24 protein-coding genes and 1 pseudogene are annotated in these 25,904 nt (G+C 56.6%); 13 read left to right on the forward strand and 12 right to left on the reverse strand.

From position 1 onward, the window contains the following. The first annotated feature begins 34 nt into the window (after positions 1-34). Positions 35-466 (forward strand): hypothetical protein, encoded by a 432-nt coding sequence (locus VFX97_09010; protein HEX5703322.1) that lies wholly within the window; start codon positions 35-37, stop codon positions 464-466. Here the strand turns inward: VFX97_09010 and VFX97_09015 are convergent, their stop codons facing one another. Continuing rightward, positions 467-2,398 carry a response regulator gene (locus tag VFX97_09015; GenBank protein ID HEX5703323.1) on the reverse strand — a complete coding sequence of 644 codons (1,932 nt, stop codon included), beginning with the start codon at positions 2,396-2,398 and terminating at the stop codon, positions 467-469. It lies immediately after the preceding gene. Between the two features lie 153 nt (positions 2,399-2,551). Between VFX97_09015 and VFX97_09020 the strand changes: the two genes are divergently transcribed. Continuing rightward, positions 2,552-2,797 carry a hypothetical protein gene (locus tag VFX97_09020; protein HEX5703324.1) on the forward strand — a complete coding sequence of 82 codons (246 nt, stop codon included), beginning with the start codon at positions 2,552-2,554 and terminating at the stop codon, positions 2,795-2,797. 293 nt (positions 2,798-3,090) lie between these two features. Here the strand turns inward: VFX97_09020 and VFX97_09025 are convergent, their stop codons facing one another. The 8 genes and pseudogenes from VFX97_09025 to ffh form a co-directional block, all read right to left on the reverse strand. Beyond that, on the reverse strand, positions 3,091-4,263 hold the full coding sequence (locus VFX97_09025) for a glycosyltransferase (protein ID HEX5703325.1): 1,173 nt from the start codon (positions 4,261-4,263) through the stop codon (positions 3,091-3,093). 108 nt (positions 4,264-4,371) lie between these two features. Continuing rightward, complete coding sequence (locus VFX97_09030; protein HEX5703326.1) at positions 4,372-5,496, reverse strand: glycosyltransferase family 1 protein; 1,125 nt, start codon at positions 5,494-5,496, stop codon at positions 4,372-4,374. A 185-nt stretch (positions 5,497-5,681) separates the two neighbouring features. After that, positions 5,682-6,017 (reverse strand): annotated as a pseudogene (gene rplS, locus VFX97_09035) (50S ribosomal protein L19). 107 nt (positions 6,018-6,124) lie between these two features. Beyond that, positions 6,125-6,829 (reverse strand): tRNA (guanosine(37)-N1)-methyltransferase TrmD, encoded by a 705-nt coding sequence (gene trmD, locus VFX97_09040; protein ID HEX5703327.1) that lies wholly within the window; start codon positions 6,827-6,829, stop codon positions 6,125-6,127. A gap of 64 nt (positions 6,830-6,893) precedes the next feature. Continuing rightward, positions 6,894-7,448, reverse strand: coding sequence for a ribosome maturation factor RimM (gene rimM, locus VFX97_09045; GenBank protein HEX5703328.1), 555 nt, complete (start codon positions 7,446-7,448; stop codon positions 6,894-6,896). Between the two features lie 30 nt (positions 7,449-7,478). Beyond that, entirely contained in the window at positions 7,479-7,709 is a 231-nt protein-coding gene (locus tag VFX97_09050) for a KH domain-containing protein (protein HEX5703329.1), read from the reverse strand. A gap of 79 nt (positions 7,710-7,788) precedes the next feature. Continuing rightward, entirely contained in the window at positions 7,789-8,064 is a 276-nt protein-coding gene (gene rpsP, locus VFX97_09055; protein HEX5703330.1) for a 30S ribosomal protein S16, read from the reverse strand. Between the two features lie 59 nt (positions 8,065-8,123). Next, positions 8,124-9,584: a signal recognition particle protein gene (ffh, locus tag VFX97_09060; protein HEX5703331.1), complete on the reverse strand. Its 1,461-nt coding sequence runs from the start codon at positions 9,582-9,584 to the stop codon at positions 8,124-8,126. Between the two features lie 310 nt (positions 9,585-9,894). On the opposite strand from ffh, the gene VFX97_09065 reads away from it, so the two are divergent. The 7 genes from VFX97_09065 (at position 9,895) to VFX97_09095 (ending at position 19,654) form a co-directional block, all read left to right on the forward strand. Continuing rightward, complete coding sequence (locus tag VFX97_09065; protein ID HEX5703332.1) at positions 9,895-12,936, forward strand: sigma 54-interacting transcriptional regulator; 3,042 nt, start codon at positions 9,895-9,897, stop codon at positions 12,934-12,936. A 364-nt stretch (positions 12,937-13,300) separates the two neighbouring features. Beyond that, entirely contained in the window at positions 13,301-15,415 is a 2,115-nt protein-coding gene (locus tag VFX97_09070; GenBank protein ID HEX5703333.1) for a S8 family serine peptidase, read from the forward strand. Between the two features lie 239 nt (positions 15,416-15,654). Then, positions 15,655-16,293 carry a PilN domain-containing protein gene (locus tag VFX97_09075; GenBank protein HEX5703334.1) on the forward strand — a complete coding sequence of 213 codons (639 nt, stop codon included), beginning with the start codon at positions 15,655-15,657 and terminating at the stop codon, positions 16,291-16,293. Next, positions 16,290-17,060, forward strand: coding sequence for a GspMb/PilO family protein (locus VFX97_09080; GenBank protein HEX5703335.1), 771 nt, complete (start codon positions 16,290-16,292; stop codon positions 17,058-17,060). The genes VFX97_09075 and VFX97_09080 overlap by 4 nt, the downstream gene beginning before the upstream one ends. A 41-nt stretch (positions 17,061-17,101) precedes the next feature. Continuing rightward, a complete protein-coding gene (locus tag VFX97_09085) occupies positions 17,102-17,983 on the forward strand; it encodes a hypothetical protein (protein HEX5703336.1) in 882 nt (293 codons plus the stop codon). A 2-nt stretch (positions 17,984-17,985) separates the two neighbouring features. Then, on the forward strand, positions 17,986-18,633 hold the full coding sequence (locus VFX97_09090; GenBank protein ID HEX5703337.1) for a hypothetical protein: 648 nt from the start codon (positions 17,986-17,988) through the stop codon (positions 18,631-18,633). A gap of 547 nt (positions 18,634-19,180) precedes the next feature. After that, a complete protein-coding gene (locus tag VFX97_09095; GenBank protein HEX5703338.1) occupies positions 19,181-19,654 on the forward strand; it encodes a tRNA (cytidine(34)-2'-O)-methyltransferase in 474 nt (157 codons plus the stop codon). Here VFX97_09095 and VFX97_09100 read toward each other — a convergent pair whose 3' ends face one another. After that, the gene (locus tag VFX97_09100) at positions 19,655-19,843 is read right to left on the reverse strand and encodes a hypothetical protein (GenBank protein HEX5703339.1); all 189 of its coding nucleotides are present in this window, start codon (positions 19,841-19,843) and stop codon (positions 19,655-19,657) included. It abuts the gene before it with no gap. Here VFX97_09100 and thiE point away from each other — a divergent pair. The 3 genes from thiE to VFX97_09115 all read left to right on the forward strand — a co-directional run bounded on the left by thiE (position 19,842) and on the right by VFX97_09115 (position 22,598). Further along, positions 19,842-20,471 (forward strand): thiamine phosphate synthase, encoded by a 630-nt coding sequence (gene thiE, locus VFX97_09105; GenBank protein ID HEX5703340.1) that lies wholly within the window; start codon positions 19,842-19,844, stop codon positions 20,469-20,471. The genes VFX97_09100 and thiE overlap by 2 nt on opposite strands. Positions 20,472-20,614: 143 nt before the next feature. After that, the gene (locus tag VFX97_09110; protein HEX5703341.1) at positions 20,615-21,799 is read left to right on the forward strand and encodes a PilT/PilU family type 4a pilus ATPase; all 1,185 of its coding nucleotides are present in this window, start codon (positions 20,615-20,617) and stop codon (positions 21,797-21,799) included. 16 nt (positions 21,800-21,815) lie between these two features. After that, positions 21,816-22,598 (forward strand): zinc-ribbon domain-containing protein, encoded by a 783-nt coding sequence (locus tag VFX97_09115; protein HEX5703342.1) that lies wholly within the window; start codon positions 21,816-21,818, stop codon positions 22,596-22,598. Here VFX97_09115 and VFX97_09120 read toward each other — a convergent pair whose 3' ends face one another. After that, positions 22,599-24,281 carry a hypothetical protein gene (locus tag VFX97_09120; GenBank protein HEX5703343.1) on the reverse strand — a complete coding sequence of 561 codons (1,683 nt, stop codon included), beginning with the start codon at positions 24,279-24,281 and terminating at the stop codon, positions 22,599-22,601. Positions 24,282-24,354: 73 nt separating this feature from the next. Between VFX97_09120 and VFX97_09125 the strand changes: the two genes are divergently transcribed. After that, positions 24,355-24,882, forward strand: coding sequence for a hypothetical protein (locus tag VFX97_09125; protein HEX5703344.1), 528 nt, complete (start codon positions 24,355-24,357; stop codon positions 24,880-24,882). On the opposite strand, the gene VFX97_09130 is transcribed toward VFX97_09125, so the two are convergent. Then, positions 24,863-25,894: a hypothetical protein gene (locus VFX97_09130; protein HEX5703345.1), complete on the reverse strand. Its 1,032-nt coding sequence runs from the start codon at positions 25,892-25,894 to the stop codon at positions 24,863-24,865. The two genes, VFX97_09125 and VFX97_09130, sit on opposite strands and share 20 nt — an antisense overlap. Between the last annotated feature and the right edge of the window lie 10 nt (positions 25,895-25,904).

Genomic DNA, 25,904 nt, shown 5'->3' on the forward strand with positions numbered 1-25,904 from the left:
CAGCGAGGAACGCAATTCAAAAAGGAGACTACCAATGCCCCGAACGAATTGGCTTCGGATGATCATCGGCATTCTGATCGCCGCGCTCATCATGTTTTTCAGCGACGGGTTCTTTCATGAGCGCCTCGTCGTCGCCGATTGGACAGCGGTTTATACCGCGCTCGGCAGTCGCCCCCCTGTACATAGCACGTCTAACCTTTTGTACTTCTTCATCTTTGAGCTGGGGCGCGGGATTTTGGCGATGTCGCTCTACGTGATGTTGCGAGTGTGTTGGAAACCCGGTCCGGCGGCCGCGGCGCTGGCAGGCATCGTTATGTGGATTGCTTTTTCAGTTACCGGCCCGGCGCAGTTCATTCCGCTCGGGTTCTTTTCGCATGCCTTGTGGCTGAAGGTCGCTACATTTCATCTGGTCACGTCAATCATTGCAACGATCGCGGGGGCGGCGGTTTATAAAGAGGGTAAGTGATCAGTTATTCGGTTCGCGTTCGTCGAGGAGCCGGCCAATAGTTCCCACCAGCTTATCGACGGCTTCGGTCTTTCGCAGAAAAGCGTCAACGCCGGCACGCCAGGCTTCTTTTTCGACATCGTCAGCTGAGACCATGATGATTGGCAAGGTGCGTCGGTGGACGATGCTGCGAACCCTCAGGATAAGCTCAAGTCCGCTCAACCCGGGCAGATTGTTATCGACAATCAGCACGTCACACCGCGCACTCGTCTTTAAGATTTCCCACGCTGCCAGCCCGTCCGAGCACGACTGGACATGGAATCCACCGTTAGACAGCCTTTCGTTTACGCGTCGCGCCAGGGGTCTGTTGTCTTCGACGTGCAGGATCGCTAGCTGATCGGGATCAATCTCGGGCTCCGCGGTGGCAGTTCTTTGTTTAGTCCGCGCGGGTTGCGAAAACAAATGCCGTCGCCGCTTTCGCACCGCCGTACGGTGCCCGATCAGATCCTTGTGCCGGTTGTTGAGCAGCGACACGAGACTCTGGTGATGTTTGAAGCCCAGCATTTGCGAGGCTTTCGTTACGGAACCGGATGCTTCGCGAAGCGAGCGTTCGATCAGGTTTCTTTCGATTTTCTTGATTTCCCGGCGCAGGGAAAATCCCTCCCAAGAATCGGGCTTCGGCATAAAACTCCCGCCGGGTTTCTCCACCAGCAACGCGGCAATCACTTTACGCGCGCAGGAAATCAGGCGCTTGTGCGTCGCCGGATCCTGAGAATGCTCGAGCAACTCTACGGCCGACTGGTAGATCTCCACGAGCTGCCTGACTCCCGTTTGACTGCCAAGTTCCTCGACAATCGTCAGGTGCGCGCGACCTGAACCTTCGCGGTCGCCGACTGTTTCCGCAACAACGATCGCTCGTTGTAGCAGCAACGCGGCGCGCGCCTCGTTCCCCGTGCGGGCCGCGATAATTCCCTGGGTCGTAAGCGCCTCAGCCAGGACCGCCTGTTGTCCGCCCTTCTCGAGGACTCTGACGGCGGCCTTGATCGTCCGCTCGGCGCTCTTCAGGTTACCTTCGGCGAGAAGAGTACGCGCACGCGTCTCATCAACCTGCGCGGCGGTTCCAACGTCCTTCAGTTGCAGAAACAGATCGCGAGCACGATCCAGATGGTAGTGCGCGTCCTGATACCGCCCGATGGTGAAGTAAAGAAAGCCGAGATTGTTTTCGACACGAGCGAGATGGCGCGTGTTTCCTGCTTCTTCAAAATGAATACCGGCAGCAGCGTATTCGATGAGAGCGCGATCGATATAATCCTCGCGGTTTTCAGGCACGGCGAGTCGCCGGAAAATCATTCCGTAATGGTTATGAAAACTTCCTTTTAAAGCGGCGTCTAAACTTTGTTCTACGAGAGGAGCGGCCATCTCAGAGTACCGAATCGCCTCCTGAAGCCTTTGAGCGTAAATCTCAACCAGTCCAGCACGAATTAGCAGTATCGCTTTTAAATCGGAATCGTTGCTGCCTACCATCCTTAGCGCATCGTCGAGTGTAACCCGGGCCTCGTCGTACGCACCTTCGCGCCAATAACACAATGCAAGCTCACCACGGGATTCAGCCACGCGCTCGGTCAAGCCCTGCGCTTGAAAAATATCTGTGCTCCGCGTGATGAGGTTCTTCGCGGTCTCTTGGCTTGCCGGAGTTTGGTCTGCTCCACCTAGACAGCTTGCTAACGCGCCAATTCTGAGTAGAACTTCCGCTTTCCGATCTTCGTCAAGCCCCAGCACTCTCGGCGGCTCGTTGCGATCGGGCCAGAATGCGATGAGAGCTTCATAAGCTTCTTCGTATTCCCCAGCCTTTTCGAGCCGTTTGGCCACGCGGCAGGCAAGGTCAGCGGTTTCATTAAGTGAAAACTCGCTATTATCGCCTCGGAGCGGAGTTAGCTGCGACGTTAAGTTCATGTGAGGTGGGCCTTTGTCCATGAATGATAAAATCGTGGCGCTGCGAAGGATCTGCGCGGATTGCTGATCTCATAAGCCTTACTCAAACGGCTGAAACGCTTCGCATTGTTGTTCAACTTCGCAAAGTCAGTCAACGACCTAAGGAGAAACGAAATGACATATCTGAGAAAACTATCTCTCTCTTTGACCTTCATCTGTGTTTTGTCGGCGGCCGCTTTCGCCGGAGAAACCGGGACACCTCCGTGCGCCCCGGGTGAAACGCTCTCGCCACCGTGCCCCGGTCAGTCCGTAAATGAACCTTCGTCCCTTCCCGGAGAGACTTTGTCTCCACCGGCTGCGCCCGTGGTCGATATAACCGACCTCACGGAAGCTGTGATGTGGGCGCTGTCACTGTTCTAACCTGGGTCCCTCGCCGTTAGCGTTTGTTCCCCGCTTACGCTAACGGTTCGAAATCTAAACCAATCCCTCGATTGCCACTGATGCTCACTGGCGACGCGTCGGTAGTCTGTCTCACGTACTTGGTTCTGTCTGATAGCCATATCTGGGCAACAGCAAAAGCGGAGGCAGAATAATCCCAGGTTCAAGTTAACGCAACTTAATGGCAGGGAATTTCAGGCAAGTGATTGGCCGGCAGTGGATTACCGGCTGTCGCAATTTTCGGCGCAGCGTTTCTGAGGCTATTCCGACCGGTCTTAAGCTGAAGCCGAGCGACTGAACAGGTGCTCCTCTGTTTGCTCAGAGTGAAGTTGGGAGGTTTGTCGTTCAGGTGGTGACTGCCCAGCCATTCGCGCGAACAACTCTTCGTAGCGGTCCACGACGTAATCCCAGTCGTACTTCTGTTGCACACGCGTCTGCGCCCGGTTGCGGTATGCGTGAACCAGCGAGCCGTCGCGCAACACGCGCTGCAACTTCTCGGTTAAATCCGTCTCGTCCGTGTACGGAATTCCAGCGTCGCCAATCGCTTCCATGTTTTCTGGCGCCGCCAGCGTGAGCACGCAATTGCCAAAGCCCATCGCCTCCAACAACGCGGGGTGGGTCCCTCCGACTTCAGTCGCGTGCACGTAGCAGTAGGCGTTTTGCTGCAAAGTACGGTAGTCGCGGCCGAACACAAACCCGGTGAAAAGTATCCGTTTGTCGCCGCGCGCGCGGCGCTTCAGCTCTGCTATGTATTGATGAGCGTAAGGCGCGTCACCGACGATTAGAAGCTTGTGCGCCGTCCGCACGCGCTTGAACGCTTCGATCACGAGATGGGCGTTATTCTCAGGCTCCAGTCGCGAAACATACAGTACGTAACGGTTTGGTTCGACTCGCCAACGACGGACGAGCGGATCGGGCCGTCTTTCTACGTCGGCGCCGTATGCAATCATCGTTGAGTCCACGCCGTAACGCGTCCGGTAATAGTCCTGAATCACGCGCGCGTCCGTCACTGTCTCGTTCGGCAAAATCGTCGCGAGTCGTTCCGCCAGCAGATAGTACGTGCGTCCAATGAAGTTCCACTTCTTCCGCTTGTGCTCAAGGCCGTCCACATTGATCGCCACCGGCGTTCGCGTCCATCGCAGAATGGGAGTGAATGGCGCATTCGCGGCATTACAAATCAGCGCCGCGTCGTAACGTTGCGGCGCCGCATGAAGCGCCGAAAGAAACGTGTGCACAACGGTATCCAGATACTTGTGATGGATCGTCGGCAGGACCCGCAGCCGCACGCCCTGGAATTCGAGTTGGCGTGGACTGGTGTAGTGCGATCGGCAATAAACCGTCACCTCATGCCCGCGCGCGACGAGGCGCGTGGAGAGGTGCTCAGCAAACGTTTCGAACCCGCCGTAGCTGGCCGGAATTCCACGCGTTCCGAGAATCGCAAGACGCATAAATTAGATCAGGGCGAGTGCTACATCAAATCACAGAAGGGGCAAGCAAGTCGAGAAAAAATCCTTACTCGTCGCCATTCATTGATGCCACTCCGGGGGCAAGCCGCATTACCTCTTTGATTGACCGCGCTCATAAGCTTCCAAAGTCAGTCGCGCGGTTTGTTGCCAACTAAATCGCTTCGCCCTTTCGATGCCTTTGACGCGTAAATCATCGCGGCGGCCTGGGTTTTCAATCAGGCTTCTCAGCGCATCTGCGATGGCGGTTTCATCGAAGGGATCGACTAACAGCGCGGCATCGCCCGCCACTTCCGGCAAGCTCGTGCGATTACCCGCCAGCACGGGCGTGCCGCACTGCATTGCTTCGAGAACCGGCAAGCCAAAGCCTTCGAAATAGGACGGATAAGCAAAACATAAGGCGCCGCTGAAGAGCTCCGGGAGATTCGGCTCTGCCACATAGCCAATGAAGCGAATGTCATGCGCGCCGGCGCTCATTTCAGCCGCGCGCATCGTTTCGCCTTCCAGCCAGCCCCGCTTGCCAGCGATAACTAGTTGCGGCATCGCGAGATTCTGTCGCTGCTTCCACAGAGACGAATACGCGTTGATGAGCCGAACCAAATTCTTGCGTGGCTGGATCGATCCCAGGGCCAAAATGTAATCGCGCTCAATCGCGTGAGTCGCTCGAATCCGTCCCAGATTTGTTTCATTCGTCACCGGTCGGAAGTGAGCGGGCGCCGCCGCCGGCGTAACCGCTACGCGGTCAGGATCAATAGCGTAAGTTTCGATTACATCACGGCGAGAAAATTCCGACAGCGTGAGAATCTGTGCCGCGTTGCGCGCGGTTCGTCGAACCGTCAGGCGGAGTTGCGTCCGACTGCGACGATTAAAAGTTTCCGGCAGGTGCTCAAAAGACAAATCGTGAATCGTCGCGACCACGGCGCAGGGCGCAAGGGGCGGCGCGGTATATTGCACGTGAAGCACATCTACGGGGTTTCGCCGCAGCTCCGCTGAAAGGATTAGAGGAATCCGCACGAGCGGCGTGTGCGGCAGCGTGCGTTTTACCTCGAAGTTAGCCCAGCGGTTCTTGAACCGATCGGCCGCTGACTGTTTTGTAACGTAGAGCGTGTATTGATTGGCTTGATCGATTTCGGCGAGGGCTTCGATCAAATTGACGGCGTAGGTTTCATTGCCGGCGAGCTGGGCTCCGACGGAATGCGCGTCAATAGCGATGTGCACGATGGTTCGTGTCGGAAGCCCGACGTGGAGGGAGGGTTGTTGAGATCTCACATCTCAAATTTGAGATCTCATAAAGTGGCCCTTGCTTGCGCGCGGGCTTCCGTCACCTATTCCTTGCCTTCAGCCGCCGCGCCGCCGCCACCAACGGTAGCGGCTTCGGCGACCGCGGTCTGACGCGTGTCGCGTTCACGAATACGAGCTGCCTTGCCGCGGAGATTTCGCAGATAGTAAAGCTTGGCGCGACGCACGTGACCCCTTTTCACCACATCGATGTGATCGATGATCGTGGCGTGCAAGGGAAAGATTCTTTCGACACCCACGCCAAAGCTGGTCTTACGCACGGTGATCGTCTCGCGCGCGCCACCATGCTTACGCGCAATGCAAACGCCTTCAAAAGCCTGCAAGCGTTCTTTCGTTTCTGATTCTTTGATCCGAACGTGAACTCGGACCGTATCGCCCGGCTGAAAATCCGGAATGTTAGTTCGTAGCTGTGTATTCTCGATTGTATCTAAGCGGTTCATGATTAACTCCAAACAAATGCTGTGCTTTGTACTTAGTGCTTTGTGCTTCGATCTCTCCAGGGACGTATCGTACCGGCCCTGCCGGTCAAAGAACTAAGCACAAAGTACTAAGTACCTTCCTTTAAAAGATCCGGGCGATTGCGTTTCGTCTTGTCTCGCGCGGCTTCCTGACGCCAACGCTCGATCTCAGCATGATGGCCGGTCAACAAAACTTCCGGTGCGTGCATGCCTTCGAAGTCCGGCGGCCGCGTGTAATGCGGATAGTCGAGCAGGCCATCCGAAAACGACTCAGTCGTAGCCGACGTTTCGCTTCCCAAGGCGCCGGGTATCAATCGAACGACCGCATCGACCACGACCAGCGCGGCCGGCTCTCCGCCGGACAAGACGTAATCGCCAATCGAAACTTCATCGGTGACAAGCGCGTCCGCGACGCGTTCATCGACGCCTTCATAGCGCCCGCAAATTAAAACCAGTTGCTCTGATTTTGCGAATTCGGTCGCGGTGGACTGCGTAAACTGCTTGCCCTGCGGTGAGAGCAGCACTACGCGTTTTCCCCCCGGCACATCTGCGCGTCGTCGGGCACCGGTCAACGATTCAACGGCTGCAAAGATCGGTTCCGGCTTTAGCACCATGCCGTCGCCGCCGCCGAATGGCCGGTCGTCAACAACCTTGTGCTTGTCCGTGGTCCACGACCTGAGGTCGTGCGCCTTAATTTCAACTAAGCTCGCCGCCCTGGCGCGGCGAATAATTCCGTACTCGAACACTTCGCGAAAGTAATCCGGGAAGATCGTGATGATATCGACGCGAAGCATGACGATTGAATCATTGAATCATTTCTTCATTGACTCAATGGATCAATGAATCATTGGGTCAGTTCTAAAGTTCCAGAAGGCCCTCCGGAGGATCAATCCGAACCAGCTTCTTCTCTTTGTCAATCTCGACGACGATGTCGCTGGCCATCGGAATCAATCGGTCCCGACCAGTGTGATCAACCACCTTCAGAATCTCGACGCCTCCGGTTCGCATCACCCCGGCAATTTCGCCGACGAGCTCGCCGCCAATTGTTTCTACGCGACAGCCAATCAACTCCCATTCGTAGAAGCTGTCTTCCGGCAGTTCGATGCGTTCTTCGGCCGGAACCGCCAGCGTGTAATTGACGAGTTCCTTCGCGGCGTCAATCGTATCGAAGCCGGCGAACTTCAGCACCAGCCGCTTGCCGTGGAACCACTGTTCTTCAATTTCCAAAGATCTTCGGCTCTCGTCAGGTGAAAGCCCGATCAGCGACTTCAAATTCTCAAACCGATCCGGAAAATCCGTCAGCAGGTCCGCAACCAGCTCGCCGCGCAACCCACGCGTTTTCACGATGCGCGCGACGACAACAACGTCTTCCGAATCAGGTGGCACAGACTTTAGTCTGTGATTTGTTGCCATGGTTAATCACAGACTAAAGTCTGTGCCACTTCATTCAACCACGTCCAAAACATATCGCCGATTCTGCTTTAAGCCCGCAGCGTAAACCAGCGAACGCAGCGCGCGCACCGTTCGTCCCTGCTTACCAATGACCTTACCCATGTCGGGCTGCGCGACGCGAACCTCGATCCTGGTGGTGCCATTGCGGTCGATCTCGCGCACGTCAACAGCGTCGCCGTCATCGACGAGGGCCTTTACTACCATTTCGATCGTGTCGCGCATCGGTAATTAATTTTGTGGCACAGACTTTAATCTGAGATTTCACCGAACGAAACCACAGACTGAAGTCTGTGCCACTGAACTAGGCAGCCTCAGCCTGCGGCTCGCCCGCAGTCGCCTGGTTCTTCCCCGCTTGTTTAATCAAGCGCCGCACGGTGTCCGTCGGCTGCGCGCCCTTACTGATCCAGTACTCGACGCGATCGGCCTTGAGATTGATTTCCGCGGGCTCGCGCGTCGGATTGTACGTACCAAGATTTTCGAGGTACGCGCCGTCACGCTTCGACTGCTTTTCCTTTACTACTACGCGATAGCTGGGACGCTTCTTCGCGCCCATTCGCATTAATCTGATTGCTAACAAGTTATTTCTCCTTCACTAATCGGCGGGCAACGCCCGCCTCTAAACAATCTGAAACAGACTTACCGTCTTCGCTTCTTCTTTTTCTTCTTCTTGCGCGACGGGCCCGCCGGTAAACCCGGCATCATCGAATCGCCGCCGCCATCCATTCCCGGCATGCCGGCCATGCGACGCATCATCTTGCCGCCGACGCCGCCGCCAAACATTCCTGAGCTCGAAAGCTGCTGCATCATCCGGCGCATTTCGGTGTACTGCTTGATCAGCGAATTTACCTGCTGCACCGTTGAGCCCGATCCGCGCGCGATGCGACGCCGCCGGTTCGCGTTTAGGATCATGTGATTCGTGCGCTCCTCGCGCGTCATCGAATCAATGATCGCCTCAGTGCGGCGCATCTCTTTTTCCATCAGCGCCGACTGCTCGTCGGTCAAGTCGGGCATGCCGACTCCGCCCAGCAGCTGGTCCGGCAACAGCTTCAGAATCTTTGAGAAAGATCCGAGCTTCTTTACCTGCCTGAGTTGCGAACGAAAATCATCGAGCGTGAATTGATTCTTCTGTAGCTTCTTAAGCTGCGCCTCAGCGTCATCCTGATCGATCTTGTCCTGGACCTGTTCGATCAGCGACAGCACGTCGCCCATTCCCAGAATGCGCTGGGCAACCCGATCGGGATAGAACGGTTCAAGCGCGTCGTACTTCTCGCCCACGCCCACGAACTTAACGGGCTGTCCGATGACTTGCTTGATCGAGAGCGCCGCGCCGCCGCGTGCGTCTCCATCCATCTTCGTCAACACGACGCCGGTAATGCCGATACGCGCATGAAACTCTTCCGCTGATCTGACCGCGTCCTGACCAGTCATGGCATCGGCGACGAAAAGAATCTCGACCGGATGCGTTTCGTTCTTGATGTTGACCAGTTCCTCCATCAACTCGTCGTCGATGTGAAGTCTTCCGGCCGTGTCGATCAAGAGCGTGTCATAGCCGGTGTCGCGCGCATGCTTTAAAGCTTCACGCGTCAACTCCAGCGGATCGTTCGTCTCAGGCTTTTCAAAGATCGATTGGCCCGTCGCCTTGGCGATGACCTTCAACTGTTCGCGCGCCGCGGGCCGGTAAACGTCGGTCGACAGGAGCAGCGGCTTTCGCTGCTGATTGGCCGCCAGCCAGCGCGCAATCTTTCCGGTCGAAGTCGTCTTACCTGAACCCTGCAGGCCGACGATCATCACCGTGTTCGGCGTCGTTTTTGTGAAAACCAGCCGCGACGATTGCCCGCCCAGCAGTTCAACCAGCTCATCAAAAACAATCTTGACGACTTGTTCGGACGGCTTTAACTCGAGCCAAACCTGCTGTCCTTCGGCCTTTTCTTTGACCGAAGCGATAAAATCCTTGGCGACCTTGTAATTTACGTCGGCTTCGAGCAGCGCCAGACGGATTTCGCGCAGCGCCGCGTCAACGTGGTCTTTCGTGAGGACGCCTTCGCCGCGCAGGTTCTTCAGCGTCCGCTTGAGTTTGTCGGAAAGCGACTCGAACATACATCAGACAACAATCCCGGCAGACGCGGAAACAAGCATGATAAGTGGCGGTCTGAGGGGTGTCAAGGAATCGGCAGACTATCGATCCTGGCCCGCGTTTGTGATCACTATCGGCCTGGCGAATTTCGTGACGCCTGACGTAACTCGTGCTATTTTCAGGGCGTCTTTCGGCAAGAGTGGGCGACTCTCTCAGCGCCCGCATTGACCTGCCCCGTGGGTTCGAACGTGAAAAGTGTAAGTCATTCCTTGTTTATTGCTTCTTTCAGCAACATAAATTCGTGGCCATTACTGCGGCCAGAAGGTTCCCCTTGTGAATGACTCCAGAGAAAAGAACGCCGTGGTCGACCTCGAACGCGCCCGCACGCATCTGCGTTTGCGCGGCAAAGCATCCGCTGAAGAGCTGTACGCTGAGTTGGAATCAATTCGCGAATTGCTCGATCGCGGAATGTCCTCTGAGGCCCGCACGCGGCTGAATTCGCTTATGGCCCGAGCGGCCAACCAACCGGCGGTGCTGGCAGAAGCGCGTTGCGTTCTCTCAATTGCACTCGAAATGCTGGGCCATTTTCGCGATTCGCTCGCGGCAGTCAGCATGTACGAATCCACCGAAGCCCGCGCCAAATTGGACCCGTCACTGGGGACAAAAATCACTGTTCAGATCGCTCTGGCCCACACCAACAGCGGCGATCATCCCAAAGCCATCGGACTATTGAACACCGCTTTGCGTTCGCTGCCCGAAGAGGGCGCGGAGGTCGGGTCCGTCTACGGGGCTCTCGCGCGCGTTTATCGAAAAATCGCCGAATACAACATCGCCAGGGACTACTCCCAGCGCGCGCTGGAGAATTACCGGCAAGCGGGCGACTGGAGAGGACTGGCGGATGCGTATTCGGGGCTCGGACTGGCAGACATGTATGAGGGCCTGTACGAAGATTCTCTGGAGAAATTTGAGCAGGCGGCCAAGCTTGTTGGCGACCATCCCGCTAGTTACGTGCTCGGCCGGATCTACATAAACATGGCGGGCGGTTGCTGGTTCTTGAAGCGCCCACATGACGGAATTCGCTACCTCGAAAAAGGAATCGCTTACCTCGAGCGCACTGATCACAAGACCAGCGCGGCAGACGGCTACAACAACCTCGGCATCAATCTTGTGCTGATTGGCCAATGGGATCGCGGACAGCAGGCGCTTGAGCGCGCGCTCGCCCTCGCGACCGAGGTTGACGAGAACTATGCGCGCATTCCGATGATCCTTGATTCGCTCGGCGAGCTTCGCATGTTGCGTGGCGATCTCGACGAAGCAAAAGGTTATCTCGATCGCGCGGTCGAACTGGCCAAGGAACATGCGAACAAATGGTACGAAGGCCAGGCCCTGCGGACCTTGAGCAAGTGCTACCTCGCGATGGGGCAAACCAGCGATGCGCTGGCGAGTGCGAAAAGCGCTCTGGAAACTGCGAGAAATATCACTGACCGTAATGCCATCTGTGAGTCACAGTTAATCGTGGCGGAAGCCTCTCTCGCGCTCGGCGATCTCGAAACCTGCAGCGCTAACCTAAAAAAGGTCGGTGAACAAATTACCGATTCGACGGCGGACCTGTTGCTGGCCGGTGAGGCGCAAAGACTGCATGGCCTCGAAGAGATGTTGCGGAACGATCCGGAAATGGCGGCGCAGCATTTCGGCCGCAGTGTTTCGATCTTCGACTTGTTGGGAGACCGTTACCGCGCAGCGCGCGCGCATTATGAGCTCGGAAGAGCTTACGCACTGGGCCATCCGGACCGCGCCGCGGAACAGTTAGCGCGGGCGGTTAATACGTTTCGAGAACTTGGCGCTCGCCTTGATCTCGACCGAGCTGAAACCGCGACGCGCGACCTGGAGAAGTCCACGCCCGCCACGCGCCAGGAGCATTCAGCGCTGTCACAACTGCTGACCTTGCGTCTGACCGAGGCCGTGGCTTCGCGCGCGCTGTTGCTCCGCGAGTTGGCGGCAGTCATCAATCAGGAAACCAACGCAAAACGAATCGTAATCCTCGAGCCCGAGGAAGAGGGACGTCAGCGTGTCGTAGTCGCTCATGGGCTTGAAAACAATGCGGCAACTGCGCTGGCTGATGATTATGCGTCGGTTGAGACGGACGCGGCGCAAGTCGCGTTTATTAAGAAACACGACGTCGCGCTTATCACGCTCAAGTCGAACGATGCCTTGCCGGCCACGCTTTTGATTTCGCCTGCGAATCGCGCGCAACTTCCCGGCAGCGTTTCGCTCGATCCACTTTTGCGCGTAGTGGAATTAGGAATGGATGTGTGCGCTTTGCGCTCGCGCACCTCTTTAAGCCAGCGTTCAGACGATGGCAACACCTTAAGCGGCGCGAGCCTCATGCCCGGCTTCATTCATTCCAGCCCAGCCATGACCCGCCTGGTCGAAGAAGTGCACAAGATTCGATCGTCAGACGTGACGGTTTTGGTAACAGGTGAATCGGGCACCGGCAAAGAGTTGGTCGCGCGGGCGATTCACGCGCTCTCTTCGCGCCGGGACAAGATTTTCGTGCCCTTCAATTGCACGGCGGTGCCGAAAGAACTTTCAGAGGGATATCTGTTCGGCTACCGGCGCGGGGCGTTCACCGGAGCAGTAAAAGACTCCGACGGCGTGATTCGCACCGCCGCAGGTGGAACGTTGTTTCTGGATGAAATCGGCGATTTGCCCCTCGACGTGCAGCCAAAGCTTCTGCGGTTTTTGCAGGAAGGTGAGATTCAGCCACTTGGCGAACAGCGGCCAATCAAAGTTGATGTCCGGATCATCGCGGCTACGAATACCGATCTCGAAGAGATGGTTGCGGACGGCCGTTTTCGCGAAGACCTTTACTACCGGTTGAATGTCATTCGGCTGCGGGTGCCGCCCTTGCGTGAAAGGCGCTCCGAGATTCCCACCATCGTCAATTACTACGTGAATCACTATTCAGCAAAGTTTGGACGAAGAGACATTCACATCGCTCCTCAAGCTGTCGATCTGCTGATGGTCGCGGATTGGCCAGGCAATGTTCGTCAATTGTGCAACGAAGTGCAGCGGGTGGTGGCCCGGTCGGAAGACGGCACTTTGATCACCGCGGAACAACTCTCGCCAGAACTTAGCCGCATGCGCACTGTCGCGACGCCGGCGGGCGCGGCCGCGTTCGGCCAGAACTCCTCAGTCACTGTCCCGGCAAACGCGACGCTCGGCGAAGCTCTCGCCGAAGTCGAGCGCAAGATGATTCGAGAAGCTCTCGACAAACACCGTGGCAACATCTCTCGCGCCGCTCGCGAACTGGGTCTCACACGCCGTGGCCTATATCTAAAGATTGACCGTCTTCAGATGACGGCCAGTGCCTAATCCGCATCCTTCTCCGAGAAACTGAGAAACGTGGACGTGTGGACGTGTGGACGTGTGGACGTGTGGACGTGAATACCAAGTAAACAGCGGATATCTGCTATCCAGCTCCTCCAGATCTTCCGATTAACTAGGCTTTCCGCCAATTATCACTAATTAGTGGCGAAGAACGATAGAGTTGGATACTTACTTGCCAACTCTCGTTCTGCAAACGCAATTTCCGCTGCCAATTAAGATTGGGGGCTATCCCTTTTAAATAGTTAATTTACGGCGCGGACCGACCGGCATTAAACAGTGGCACAGGCATTGAAATAGGACGGGCATGACCAAGGTGATTTCAGACAAAGCAGTTGCCCGGAGGCCAGTCATGAAGACCCGCGTTGCCATCGTTATCATTATTAGTATCATCGCCGCGTCCGTCGCGCCGATTGCCACTTTTGCCGCCCCGAAAAACGGCAAAGGTCAGACCGAGAAGCGTCGCAAGCTCTCTGCTGAGCTCGAAGCTGTAACGAATTCATCGACCGTTAAGCGCGTTATTATCCAGACAAAGGGTGCCCCGTCAGCCGCGCATGATAATGCGATTCAATCAAAGGGTGGCCGCCGACATGGTTCCTTCGACAGTTTTCAACTGGTGGTCGCCGACGTTCCGGGAACTTCACTGACGGAACTCGCCTCCCGCGAGGACATCAGCTACATCTCGGACGATAAACCGGTTCGGGCGCATGCAGCTTTGGTGACGGAATCGACCGGCGCCGCTCAGGCCCAGGCGGGAGCGCCCGGCGCACCGGCAGTGGATGGCAAAGGCGTGACGATTGCCATTCTCGATTCCGGTATTAGCTCTAATCATCCTGACTTTGTCGCAAACAACAAATCGCAGGTCGTAGCATCAGTCGATTTCACTGGCAGCACCGTAGCGGGCGATACGTATGGTCATGGTACCGGCGTAGCCGGAATGGCGGCCGGAAACGGCACCGCTTCCAGCGGCTATGAAGGCAACTACGTCGGTTCAGCTCCCGGAGCAAATCTCGTCGACGTTCGCGTGCTGGATGGCGCCGGCATCGGCCGGACCAGTAACGTCATCTCCGGCCTGAACTGGGTCATTCAAAACCGTAATCGCCTCAACATTCGCGTAGTAAACATGAGCCTGGGTGCCGCACCGGAAGAATCGTTTCATGTCGACCCGCTTTGCAAGGCAGTTGAAGCCGCGGTTTTGGCGAACCTCGTGGTGGTGGTCAGCGCCGGCAATCGCGGACGCACAGAAGAGATCGTTGGCCAGAATGCGGATGGCTCGCCGATTTACCGGTTGGCCTTTGGCGGCATCAACAGCCCGGGCAACAGCCCGTACGCGATCACCGTAGGCGCCACCGATACGAATGGAACGGTCAAGCGTTCGGACGACACAGTCGCCTCGTTCTCATCCAAGGGACCCACAGCTTTTGATCGTCAGGTCAAGCCGGACATCGTGGCGCCCGGCCGTCGCGTCATCGCGCCGATGTCGCAAGAATGGAACGCGGCACTGCCGATTCAGTTTCCTGAAAAGATCGTTCAGCGGACTTCCTCAAGCGCGCCTGCCAATGTTTATTACACTTATTCGGGAACTTCGTTCGCCGCGCCGGTCATCTCCGGTACTGTCGCCCTGATGTTGGAGGCCAATAAGTCGCTGACGCCGGCGATGGTGAAAGCGATTCTCACGCGCACTGCCCAGCAACTGTCCGGCTATCCAAACAAGCCGCAATCGGTTTTCAGCCAGGGTGCGGGACTGGTAAACGCGGCGGCGGCGGTCGAGATGAGCCGCGCGTTTGTGCCTAATGCTCGCCAACTCAAAGCCGGCGACCAGGTATTCAGTCGTAACACCAGCCTCAGCACGCTGAAGCGGTCCTGGATCATCGGTGGCGAGCGGGTCGGTTCAAGCGATCGAGTCCTCTACGCGAACGGTGTTCTTTTTTCAGAACGCCCGCTGCTGACTAAGGGTGTGGTGCTCGGCGACGGTATTTACCTTGCTGACGGTGTTATCTACGCGGACGGGATCATCGTCGGTGACGGTCTGGTGCTCGGCGATGGCCACCTGCTAAGCGACGGCGTGGTGCTGGGCGACGGCGCAGTCCTCGGCGATTCAATCGTGCGAGGTGCCGGCATCATCATCGCCGACGCGTGGTTCCTAAACCAGACGCTGAGTCTCGCCAACGGTAAAGGCGTCGTTCTTGGCGATGGCCACTTACTGAGTGACGGCCTGGTGCTCGGCGACGGCCACCTGCTAAGCGACGCCGTGGTGCTGGGCGACGGCGTGGTCCTCGGTGATGGTCACTTGCTGAGTGATGGCGTCGTTCTTGGCGATGGCCACTTGCTGAGTGATGGCGTCGTTCTTGGTGACGGCCACCTGCTGAGCGACGGTCACCTGCTCAGTGACGGCCACCTGCTGAGCGACGGCCACCTGCTGAGTGACGGCCACCTGCTGAGTGACGGTGTGGTGCTCGGCGACTAACAAACGCGCCAAACGCATCGCAGATTGTGCGGCCTCGTTCAGAGATTCTGGGCGAGGCCGCTTTTTCGTCGGTTTTTGGCCCCCCCAAGTTCCCAGTGAGCCGAGGCGTTATTTCTGAACTTCTGGGGTTGAAGTTCGTGTAAATCTACGCTGAAGCGCGTTGACGAGGCTCCGGCGATCTCCGTAATGAGTTTGCGCCGATTTACGCGCGGCGTGTATCCTTTTCGTGAAAGTTTGTTGTGGTAACTAAGCTAAACCTCTCGAGTACCCCTTTTCGCAACCGCGCGTTGCCGTGGACAGTGACCGCGATCGTGACGCTGTTCTCAGTCATCGCGCTGGTCTTCATCGCCAAATGGACTTTTGACACCAACGCCCAGGCTCAGGTCGCCGGGCGTGACGTGGCGCAGTTGCGCCAACAGGCTGACGCGCTAAACAAACGCGCTGAAGAGATCATGAGCAGGCTCTCTCCTGAGCAGCAACGGGCGCTGAAATCGACACACACACTCATAGACCGAAAGCTGTTCTCGTGGTCGCGTCTGTTTGCCGATCTCGAAAGCGCCCTGCCCGGGAGCGTGCGCGTCACGCGAATTACCGTGAAGGGCGTGCGCACTCAGGACGCTCGCCTCGTCACCAATCTTGAGTTGGTCGTCGCCAGCAAGAACGCCGCGACGGTCACGCAGATGATTGAAGAGATGGAGCGCCAGGGCATCTTTCATGCGGAACTGGTTTCGCAGAATTCTGAGCGTGGCCGAGGCGAGTCAGGGCAGGAATACGAGATGAATGTTTTCTACGCGCCGCGTGCTGGTGTCACCATCACGCCGAGCGAGCAAAACAAACGCCCCGTGGACACGGCGGGCGAAGGAGCCGGTACGCGATGAGCCAGGAACAACCAATGCCGAATCCGGCCGTCGCAGGTCGCCCGCGACGTCAAATTAGCATCGCGAAGCTGAAGACCACGCCGGGCCTGAGCTTAATCGGGTTGCCCGAACTGATCGGGTTGGCCGGTGCGGTGCTGATCGCCATCCTGACAATCTTCGCTTACTTCTATTTTTATTTACCGTCGCAATCGCGTCTCACAACCTTGCAACTTGAACGCGATCAATTGCAGGGATTCCTGCGCACATCGCAAAGCCATCTTCAGCAGAACACTACGGTGCGCCAGCAAGTCGACAGGATCACCGGCAGCATGGACGACTTTGAAAGGAATTGGCTCGCTAATCCGTCAACAGGTCGCATGTCGCTGTACACGACCGTGAACGATCTGATTAAGAGTAACGGACTGCGAAATACTGCCGGCCCAACTTACACGCCGCTCGAGCCCATCGGTTCGAAGGCCCAGGTGCAGCCGAATACCAGTGCTGAAAAGCAGACCAACGCAAAGTGGCAAACGATCTATCCCGGCATTGCCGTCAGCGTTACCGTTGAAGGGCCATACCAGCGCGTGCGGCGCTTTATCCGAGAGATTGAAAGCAGCCGGCAGTTTTTGATTGTTAATGAGGTCGAGCTTGAAAGCGTGACGCAATCAGGAGTTGCCAGCGAACCCTTGACTGCAGGTGGGGCGACCGGCGGCCGCGCGACTTTAGTGAGCCTGCGGCTGGAGATGGCTACGTACTTTCACCGGCCTGAGGTAGTTGGTGCGCAATAGCCGGCGCATCGAATTACATTAGCACGCGTTCAATAAGCAAGATGCAACTCTTCGATCCAAATAATCCCAACGAGAAGAAGAAGATGATCGCCGCGGCGGTTCTCGGCGTGGTGGCGCTTATCGTGCTTGGCTACCTGATTTTCGGCGGGGGATCGACGAAGCCGACGATTCGCGTCACCGCTTCACCGACACCAACTCCCGGACGCGGACCGAATAGACCTCCGCCGCCAGAGGAAGAAGACATCTCCGTGTATCGAGAGATCGGTTACAGCGGCACCCCAGTCGGGGCGCCAGAAGCCGATCGGAACATTTTTGCTTATTACGTGCCGCCACCTCCTGCGGTAAAGCCTACGCCCACACCGACGCCGGCGCCCACACCACCGCTAACCGTTTCGAACCTTTCGCCGGCGAGCGTTTTCGCCCGCACCGGTGATTTCAGTTTGCAGGTCACCGGCGACAAATTTGTGGCGGGCGTCAGAATTGTCATTGATGGGCGAGCGATGGCCACCCGCATCATTAGCGCGCAACAAGTCGCCACGACCGTGACCGCGGATATGATCGCTAACCCAGGCAGTCGCAGGGTCGAAGTGCGCACCGCCGACGGCGCGTTGTATTCAAACGTGATCAATCTGAACGTGACCGCTTCCCCAGTGCCTAACTTCACCTACATCGGTCTGATCGGCAAACCGCGTGGCAACGACATTGCTGTGCTTCAGGACAAGAACAACAAAGAGCTCGTGAATGTACAACGGGGTGATCTGGTGGGCGGTCGATTTCGTCTCACCAGCATCTCTGACAAAGAGCTTAAACTCATCGACGTCAACCTGAAGATCCCGCACACGCTGGCTTTCACACCGGACACGAGCACGGGTGGCCGGCCTCCGGTGCGCCGCCCAGTAGTTGACGACGAGCCGCAGTTGTAGTTATGCGAACTGATAAAGCATTTAAGAGTTGTGACGACTGCCAACGCGGTTACGCTCTCGTGTCACTGCTGGCCTTGATGTCATTGCTGGCGTTGTTTGCGCTCGCTGTCGCTCCGCGCATCCAACAACAAACGCAGCGCGAGTGGGAGAAGGAAGCTTTGTTCCGCGGTGATCAGGTGTCAGAAGCGATCCGCGCATACTATCGTTCGCGCGGCGCGCAGGGCGTGAACGCGCTTCCGACCTCGATGGATCAATTGCTTGAAGGCGTGCAGATTCCAGGTCGCACCAAGCGTCTGCAAATCCTGCGTCAGTCAGCCGCCCGCGACCCCCTTTCTTCAGACGGCGAATGGCAGCTGATCAGCCCAACTTCTCAGGATTTTCGAGGATTTGTTCAGTCTTTAACGCTCTACGCGGGCGGCATTCCACCAGTCCCTCGTCAGGAGTTTAGCGGGCTCGCCAGTCTTGTCCCGCGGATGGGAAGTGTGTTGGATGTGGAATCAGGGGGAACCGCTCCGGGTCTTGGGGGCACATCGTCTGGCGCGTCCGGTCCTTTCATCGGCGTTGCAAGCAGTAGTCAAAGAGACTCTGTGATTTCTTTCTTCGGCATCGAGCGACATGATGAATGGATCTTCACACCAATGTTCCGCTGATCTCAAACACGTAGTTCATCTTCACCTCACGCCAGGAAATTTTTCTTCTTCGCGCTTCTCACAGACTGCTACGTCGCATCCCTTGCGATGTGATCTGCACCTCCTCCTGACAACAACACACCACGTCGAGTGCGCGCATTCATGCAGCGCGCGCGGCAAAATAATTTTCTGCAGTTGTAATAAATTGTTGACAAGCATGCGAATTAAGTTTATATAGCAACATGTTGTGCGCCGTTTTCTCTAGACCACAAGAGTTACAGCAACGCAGCATCTTGTGGTCACAACCTGAAGACTAAGAAGGAGAAACGACAATTATGGCAACTAAGAAGAAGGCCGCGAAAAAAGGCGGCAAGAAAAAAGGCGCCAAGAAGGCCGCCAAGAAGAGATAGTTCGTTAACTCAGGAAACAACATCGACCACGTTCACGTGGCGCACACCAAGTGAGGCCCTAGCGGCCCTTAGAAAAAGGAACGGCGAATGTTTTAACCCGCCGTTCCTATTATTTTGTGCGGGCCCCGGTCAGCCGCGTGAGACGTCGCGTTGAAAACATGATTACAGTCGCACTCGTCGAGCCTGAGATTCCCCAGAACACCGGCAACATCGCGCGACTGTGCGCCGCTACAAATACGCCTCTGCACATCGTCGGCGTGCCGGGCTTTCGTCTTGATGATCGCGCCGTCCGCCGGGCCGGCTTAGACTATTGGCCTGAAGTTAACCTTTCGCGTCACCGCGATCTCAATGAGTTACAAAGCTATGTGGAACCGGCGCGTCTCGTTTTCTTCACCACCAAGGCCAATTTGCCTTATTTTGATTGGCGTTTTCAGCCTCAGGACTGCCTCGTTTTTGGCTCTGAAAGTAGAGGACTGCCGGAGCACATTCTGCGCGCGAATTGGGATGAGTGCGTGACGATTCCAATGCTGAATCCAAAGGTGAGGAGCCTCAACCTCGCGAATGCGGTGGCGATTGTTTTGTACGAGGCGTTGAAGCAAACCGGCGCTTTCATTCCCGCGCGGGGCAATTGATTACTCTTCTTCTTCACGCTCGTCTTCCAGATCCTCGTCTTCCTCCTCAGGTTTGTAAATCCGGTAGCCGGTCGAATCGTCGTAATAGTATTCAGAGGAATCGTCAGGTTCTTGCTCCAGGCGTGGTGCCTCCAGGGGTTCTTTGAACCTCACAGAATCAATCATGCTGTCGTAAGATTCGAAGTACATGCGACTGACGCTACCGAAGATCTATCCCATCACCGATCGAAAACTTTCCGGACTGAGCCATGCTGAACAAGTGCGGCGGCTGATCGATGGTGGCGCGACGCTGGTTCAACTGCGCGAAAAGCACCTGTCGCCGATCGATTTCCTTCGCGACGCGGAAGCCGCTTCCAAAGTTGCCGGCAACAATCGCGTCACCTTGATTATCAACGATCGCGTTGACATCGCAATGGCAATTAACGCTGGCGGCATCCACCTGGGACAAGACGACATGCCAGTCGAAGCCGCGCGTCGTTTAGTTCGAAACGATACGTTGATTGGCTTTTCCACTCACACTCAGCAACAGGCGGAAACAGCTGTGCGGTCGGCCATCGACTACCTCGCGTTCGGACCCGTTTTCAGGACCAGCACCAAACCGGATCACGACCCGGTAGTAGGACTGAAGCAGCTGCGCGCGGTCAGGAACATTGCCGCAGATTTTCCACTCGTAGCCATCGGAGGAATTTCCGCTGCTAACGTCCAGGCCGTCCTCGAAGCCGGCGCAGATTCGGTCGCGGTCATCTCCGCAGTTGTTGGCGAACGGTCAAAGATCGAGCAAAACATGCGAAGCCTGCTTGAGCTAGCCGGCGTTTGACCTGAAATTGGCCTCAAATATTTTTTTCTTGCGTTTTCGCCGAGGCATCAGCGAGAATGGATCGCCGCGCAAAACAGCGGCCAATTCCGACCTCCCTCCTTTTGAGCCCTTACTAAAGCCTCAGTCCTGGAGCCTGTCTCTGCATGAGTTTCTTCGATTTACCACCAATTATCGAGCGTATGTTGTTGGTCTCAGACAAGATCAGCGACCTCAATTTCTCTGTCGGCCAGCTACCGCAGGTCGAAATTAACGGCAAGCTGACGCCCGTCCAACCGCTGGGATTGCAGAAACTCACGCCTTACCAAACTGAAATTATCGCCATGACTCTGCTTCAGGAAAACGCTGAGGCGGCTGAACGCCTGGTGCAAACGGGCACGGCGGATTTGAGTTACTCACTCCCTTCGCGCGCGCGGTTCCGTTGCAATATTTTCCAGCAACGCGGCGTTTACTCGATCGTCATGCGCGTCATTCCCACCGATATTCCCACGCTTAGCGAGTTGCATCTGCCACAGCAACTCTCCGAAATCTCCGACCTGCGCAATGGCCTGGTCCTGATCACAGGTCCGACCGGATCAGGAAAAAGTTCCACGCTCGCCGCGGTCATCGACGTCATTAACGAGACCAAGCACTATCACGTGGTCGCCATCGAGGATCCCATCGAGTACCTGCACACGCACAAGAACTCGACCATCAATCAACGCGAAGTAGGTCACGACACGAAAGATTTTCCTTCGGCATTGCGTGCGGCTTTGCGCCAGGCGCCGAAAGTGATTCTGATCGGCGAAATGCGCGACTATGAAACTACTGAGATCGCGCTCGAAGCAGCCGAAACCGGCCACTTGGTTCTCTCCACCTTGCACACGATCGACGCGTCGAAAACGATCGATCGCATCATCGGACTTTATCCCAAGAATGAAGAGCCTGTTATTCGTACGCGACTAGCGCAGACCTTTCGCTACATCGTTTCGCAGCGTCTGATTCCGCGTGCCGATCTTCGCGGCCGCATTGCCGCCGTCGAAATTCTGCGTTCGACACCGCGTACCCGCGAATACATCGAAAACGGCGAGACGCAAGGCAAGTCTCTGCTTGAGGCGATGCGCGACGGGAAACTGGAGGGCATGCAGGATTTCGATTCTGTGATTAAAGATTTGGTTGAGCGCGGAACCGTCAGCCTTGAAGATGGTCTGGCGTTCGCGACGAACCAGAACAACCTGTTACTGGCACTGAAAGGATTGACGTCGTCCGACGACTTTATTCGCTCTCAGGATGATACTTTTGTGCCTGAGCAATCTTCGCTGACATCCTCAATTATCAGCCTCACCGATTAACTAACTCAAAACACCGATGCTCGTTATCTGCTCAAATTGCAACACGCGACTGCAACTCGACGAAAGTAAGATTCCGTCGAACGTTTCGAAAGCCCGTTGCCCAAAGTGTCAGGGCACTGTTGAGATCAGAGTCTCTTCTGCGGACTCCGATCAACACGTTTCGCTTCCGGCGGACATGACACCGCCATCGCCAACTATATCAGCGTTCGAGAAGCCGCCTGCCGCGGCGCCTTTCAAACCGGCGGAAGTCGCGTCCGACGCCAGTCAGTCCGCACCAAATGGCTTCTCCGAGTTCGCCAAGGTGCTCACTGATTTACTGCGTGACAAGGACTCCGTCGCTGCCAAGACCGCCGGTCCAAAGCGTCCGGCGTGGGATCGTCGAAAAGCGCTGGTTTGCACCGACACACCGCAGCGGCAAGCGGTCGCGGAAGGATTGGCGACTTTGGATTTTGAAGTTTACGTCGCGGAAAACACGGCCGAAGCGCTCGGTCGCATGCGTGAAGATCGAATGGATGTGCTGGTGCTCGAAGCAGCGTTCGATCCCGTCGAGCAAGGCTTTGCATTCGTGATGCGCGAAATCAAACTGATGCGGCCGGCCGAACGTCGGCGCCTGTTTTTCGTTTTCATCACTCCAAACGCGCGCACCATGGACTTGCATGCGGGCTTTCTTAACAACGCGAACCTGGTGGTGAACCCGGCGGACATCGATCGCATGCCGGATGCTGTCGAGGTTTCGCTGCGCCATTACAACGAACTCTATCGCGAGTTCAATCGCGCCCTCGACGTCGCTCCAATCTAGCTACGGCTTCGAACCTAATCCGATCATGAAAGCACGCAGTAATGCGTGCTTTTGCATTTTTTTGAGATAGTGTGACTCGTCCCTGCTGTGTTTCGCAGAGAGGACGCGCGCGGCGAGTTCCCTGTCAGCAGCGCTCCATTGCCTGAGGCCGGGATCCATCGCCAGCACGAGTGGCAGATCGCTGTCGCTGATCAGCGCTTTTACGTTGAGCGCGCGACGAACAAGATCAATTGAGTGCGCCCGAATCCTCTTCGGATCGCTGCCGGACTCCCGCGCCATTCGGCGCTGTAAGGCGAGCCCAATGTTGCGCGCTTCGAAGCGATCCCATTCGCCGGTTTTCTTCGTTGCCGCCGGAGTTTCGAACAACATGTAGCCGGAGGCGAGCTTCCGCAACGTGCGGGCTGACGTCCGGTACTTTCGATCGTTCGCCACCTTTCGCTCTTCCGCTTGCGTCAATTTCAGAATCTCCGGTCGCACGGGCCGAAAACCCAGCTTGCGATAAAACCAGAACGCGCCGGATTCGATGCCCTCTTCGTTCTCGTGACCAATCTGGTAAGGTTCGATCGAGAAAATGGTGACCCCGAGTAGCTGGCGCATCAAACGCAGGATCCGCGCGTACAGCCAAGCCGTCTCGCCTTCACGGAACGTGTAATAGAGATTAAAGCCGCTCTCCATTCGTTCGAACAGGGATAAACCTTCGAAGTACGCGACGGGCACTCCGTTCTTGAAGATGATTGCGGCGTGATAAGCCCGCAGCGGCAGTCGATGCTCAGGCGGCACGCCAACGACGAAGGCCTCGGTTCCGCGACCAAGCTCTGCCTTCACGATGCGCGTCGCGTCTCCATATGTGAACCCGTGCAATTCGCGATAGCGCGCGGCTGATGTCTCGCGCGCCAGATCGAGAACTTTTTCGCCTTCGCGCCGCGAAAGTTTCTTTACTGGAATTGGCGGCGAAGAGAGTTCCGCGTCCAGCGAAACGTCGCGTCGCTGAATCAACTGCTCGGAATGGAAGAAAATGGTCCGCGGGGGCAGTCGCATCCCCGTGCGCGAAGCGCCGGACGGAAACTTCCACGTGACGTGCAGCTTAAGCGAATCGTACAGTTCGGCCTTCTCTCTTTCAGAGAGGTCGAGCGATTCGAATCGATCGATCAGCCAGACAAATTCATTCCGCCGGCCGGTGGCCGCGCGTATCCATTCACGAAGCGGCACGTGTGCCTCAACCATCGCATCATCTGCCAGCAGCGGCAGGAACCGCGGAAGAATCGCGGCCCACTGCTCTTCGTTCTCCATCCACTCCCAATCGATCGACAGTTGGCGGGGATACTTCCGCGCCAGCCAACGCGCGAGCGCATAACTGAAGTTGCTCGTCACACTCGTGCCGGCAATTCCCGACACCTCCGGCGCGTCGAGCGGCAACAGATCGGCATCCTGCGTCTCTAACGTGGCGACCCGTTGCGGCACGGACTTTAAGAGGCGCTCTACTTTTGCCAGAACCGCTTTGCTTTGCGGATAAGCAGCAAGAAAAAGGAGAGCCTCATGCAGCCGTACAAGCTCATCCGCGTCAGCGATTTTCGCGTTCGCGAGTCTGGTCAGTGCGTCCATCAACTCGCTGTTCTTGATAAAGCCGTACGACCGCCTCGCTGCGTCCAGCTTGTCGAGTAATTGATTGAGTGTCACTGGCATTTCCGAGTCGCGGGAACAATCTTCAGCAGGCCGAGTCTAAATCAGAAACGTAGCACTCGCCGGTTCGACGACGATGAAGAATCGAATCAAACTCTGCTTGCAAGTCACGTGGGTCACAGCGGTGTTTGTCGTGCTCGCTATGAGTTTCAACTTTTGCGCGGCGACAGACCACGCCTGTTTTGAGGCGGTCGACAGAATGTTTTTGATGATGATGGTGCTCTCGTTTCCTGCCGGCATTATCGGCCTGGGCGTCGCCTCGTTTTTCCTATGGCCGCTACTAAGCGTCGACCAGCTTTATGACAACAGTATATTTTGGTTGGCAATGGCGGGGGCTGGTTATTTGCAGTGGTTTGTAATTCTCCCGCGAGTGTTCACCAAACGGAAATTCACCACCCTTAATCTCAGAGAAACAAAGACAGGTCTCGGAGAAACAAAGACAGATTTCGAAGAACCAAAGAAAGTTGTCCAGGTGACGCCCAGGGAAGTCCCACGCCTAACACGCACGCAAAGACAAATCAGACGTATCCGAGCTTACGACAAACTCGGCCGCACGCCATTAGAGCGAGCGTTACGCTCCCGTTCTACAGATGCTTCCGCATGAACGTCGCGATCTTCCACGCATCGATCGCTTTCCAGGGCATTTCGGCGGTCGTGTAGTGGCCGCAGGACAGCCAGACGACATCGAGATCGATACCGCGTTGGCGCACTTCATTGATGACTTCACGCGAAAGATCCGCGGGAAATGTAAGGTCGTATTTCGCCGCGATGAAGCGCATCGCTCGCGGCTTCATTCCGACCAGCCGCTGAATGAAAGGTATCGGACTAATCGGCCGCCAAAACTCGCGCAGTTCTTCCAACGTCAGCTCGCTTTCAATTCCCTGCCGCACATGCTTGGTTGAGATTCCCTGCCACACCACGTCGGCAAAGTATCCTGAGACGTGATTGAAAGTCCCGACGTTGATGTCCGGGTCGTGTGCGAATGCGAGAAAAGCCGTGCACGATCCGATGCTCGTGCCCAGGATTCCGATCCGTTCAAAGCCCTGCAACTTCAGCCAGCGCACGGCCGCGCGCGTGTCCAGCACCGCCTGCCGCATCGACTGGATCGTGCGTCCGATATTTGAGCTGACCAGATGCTCCGCACGTTCGATGTCCGCAGGCTTTCGTTCCTGGTGATAAGGAAGCGTCAGGCGCAGCGCAGTCATACCGAGTCCGTTAAAAATGCGGCACGCTTCCACGTGACTGTCCGGTTGCGCGTTCCACTGCGGCAGCACCACGACGGCCGCGCGCGGTTTGTTCTTTCGTTCGCGCTTTGGTGTAAACACCCGCGCATGCACCGTGTTGTTTTCTATAGACGGGGTCTTAACTACGCTCGTCCAGGTCAGGTGATCTCCTTCGAGATGCCAATCGGTAATCTCGGGTAGCGCATAGAACTCTTCGCTGCGCGCCATCGCTCGGGCTGAATACTCGCGCAGAACGTTTCGGGGGTCGTCCCCGTTCACGTGATCGGTAATGAACTCGAGCCCCCACGCAAACGGCCGCACCACGCGATTATCGTCGCGTTTTGTGTGCGCAATCTCGCGCGCGCGCATCCATCTTCCGAAAAAATCGGGCATCTCTCAGAAT

The sequence above is a fragment of the Pyrinomonadaceae bacterium genome (assembly GCA_036277115.1).
In the GTDB taxonomy this organism is placed as follows: Bacteria; Acidobacteriota; Blastocatellia; order Pyrinomonadales; family Pyrinomonadaceae; genus UBA11740.

Bases quoted from the DNA above. Each gene is read 5' to 3' on its own strand.
- VFX97_09115 (HEX5703342.1), top strand. From the start codon at position 21,816: ATGCTCGTTATCTGCTCAAATTGCAACACGCGACTGCAACTCGACGAA.
- rimM (HEX5703328.1), bottom strand. From the start codon at position 7,448: ATGGCAACAAATCACAGACTAAAGTCTGTGCCACCTGATTCGGAAGAC.
- VFX97_09130 (HEX5703345.1), bottom strand. From the start codon at position 25,894: ATGCCCGATTTTTTCGGAAGATGGATGCGCGCGCGCGAGATTGCGCAC.
- VFX97_09125 (HEX5703344.1), top strand. From the start codon at position 24,355: ATGAAGAATCGAATCAAACTCTGCTTGCAAGTCACGTGGGTCACAGCG.
- VFX97_09085 (HEX5703336.1), top strand. From the start codon at position 17,102: ATGCAACTCTTCGATCCAAATAATCCCAACGAGAAGAAGAAGATGATC.
- VFX97_09080 (HEX5703335.1), top strand. From the start codon at position 16,290: ATGAGCCAGGAACAACCAATGCCGAATCCGGCCGTCGCAGGTCGCCCG.
- VFX97_09015 (HEX5703323.1), bottom strand. From the start codon at position 2,398: ATGAACTTAACGTCGCAGCTAACTCCGCTCCGAGGCGATAATAGCGAG.
- trmD (HEX5703327.1), bottom strand. From the start codon at position 6,829: ATGCTTCGCGTCGATATCATCACGATCTTCCCGGATTACTTTCGCGAA.
- VFX97_09100 (HEX5703339.1), bottom strand. From the start codon at position 19,843: ATGTACTTCGAATCTTACGACAGCATGATTGATTCTGTGAGGTTCAAA.
- thiE (HEX5703340.1), top strand. From the start codon at position 19,842: ATGCGACTGACGCTACCGAAGATCTATCCCATCACCGATCGAAAACTT.
- VFX97_09110 (HEX5703341.1), top strand. From the start codon at position 20,615: ATGAGTTTCTTCGATTTACCACCAATTATCGAGCGTATGTTGTTGGTC.
- VFX97_09120 (HEX5703343.1), bottom strand. From the start codon at position 24,281: ATGCCAGTGACACTCAATCAATTACTCGACAAGCTGGACGCAGCGAGG.
- ffh (HEX5703331.1), bottom strand. From the start codon at position 9,584: ATGTTCGAGTCGCTTTCCGACAAACTCAAGCGGACGCTGAAGAACCTG.
- VFX97_09070 (HEX5703333.1), top strand. From the start codon at position 13,301: ATGAAGACCCGCGTTGCCATCGTTATCATTATTAGTATCATCGCCGCG.
- VFX97_09020 (HEX5703324.1), top strand. From the start codon at position 2,552: ATGACATATCTGAGAAAACTATCTCTCTCTTTGACCTTCATCTGTGTT.
- VFX97_09025 (HEX5703325.1), bottom strand. From the start codon at position 4,263: ATGCGTCTTGCGATTCTCGGAACGCGTGGAATTCCGGCCAGCTACGGC.
- VFX97_09050 (HEX5703329.1), bottom strand. From the start codon at position 7,709: ATGCGCGACACGATCGAAATGGTAGTAAAGGCCCTCGTCGATGACGGC.
- VFX97_09010 (HEX5703322.1), top strand. From the start codon at position 35: ATGCCCCGAACGAATTGGCTTCGGATGATCATCGGCATTCTGATCGCC.
- VFX97_09090 (HEX5703337.1), top strand. From the start codon at position 17,986: ATGCGAACTGATAAAGCATTTAAGAGTTGTGACGACTGCCAACGCGGT.
- VFX97_09095 (HEX5703338.1), top strand. From the start codon at position 19,181: ATGATTACAGTCGCACTCGTCGAGCCTGAGATTCCCCAGAACACCGGC.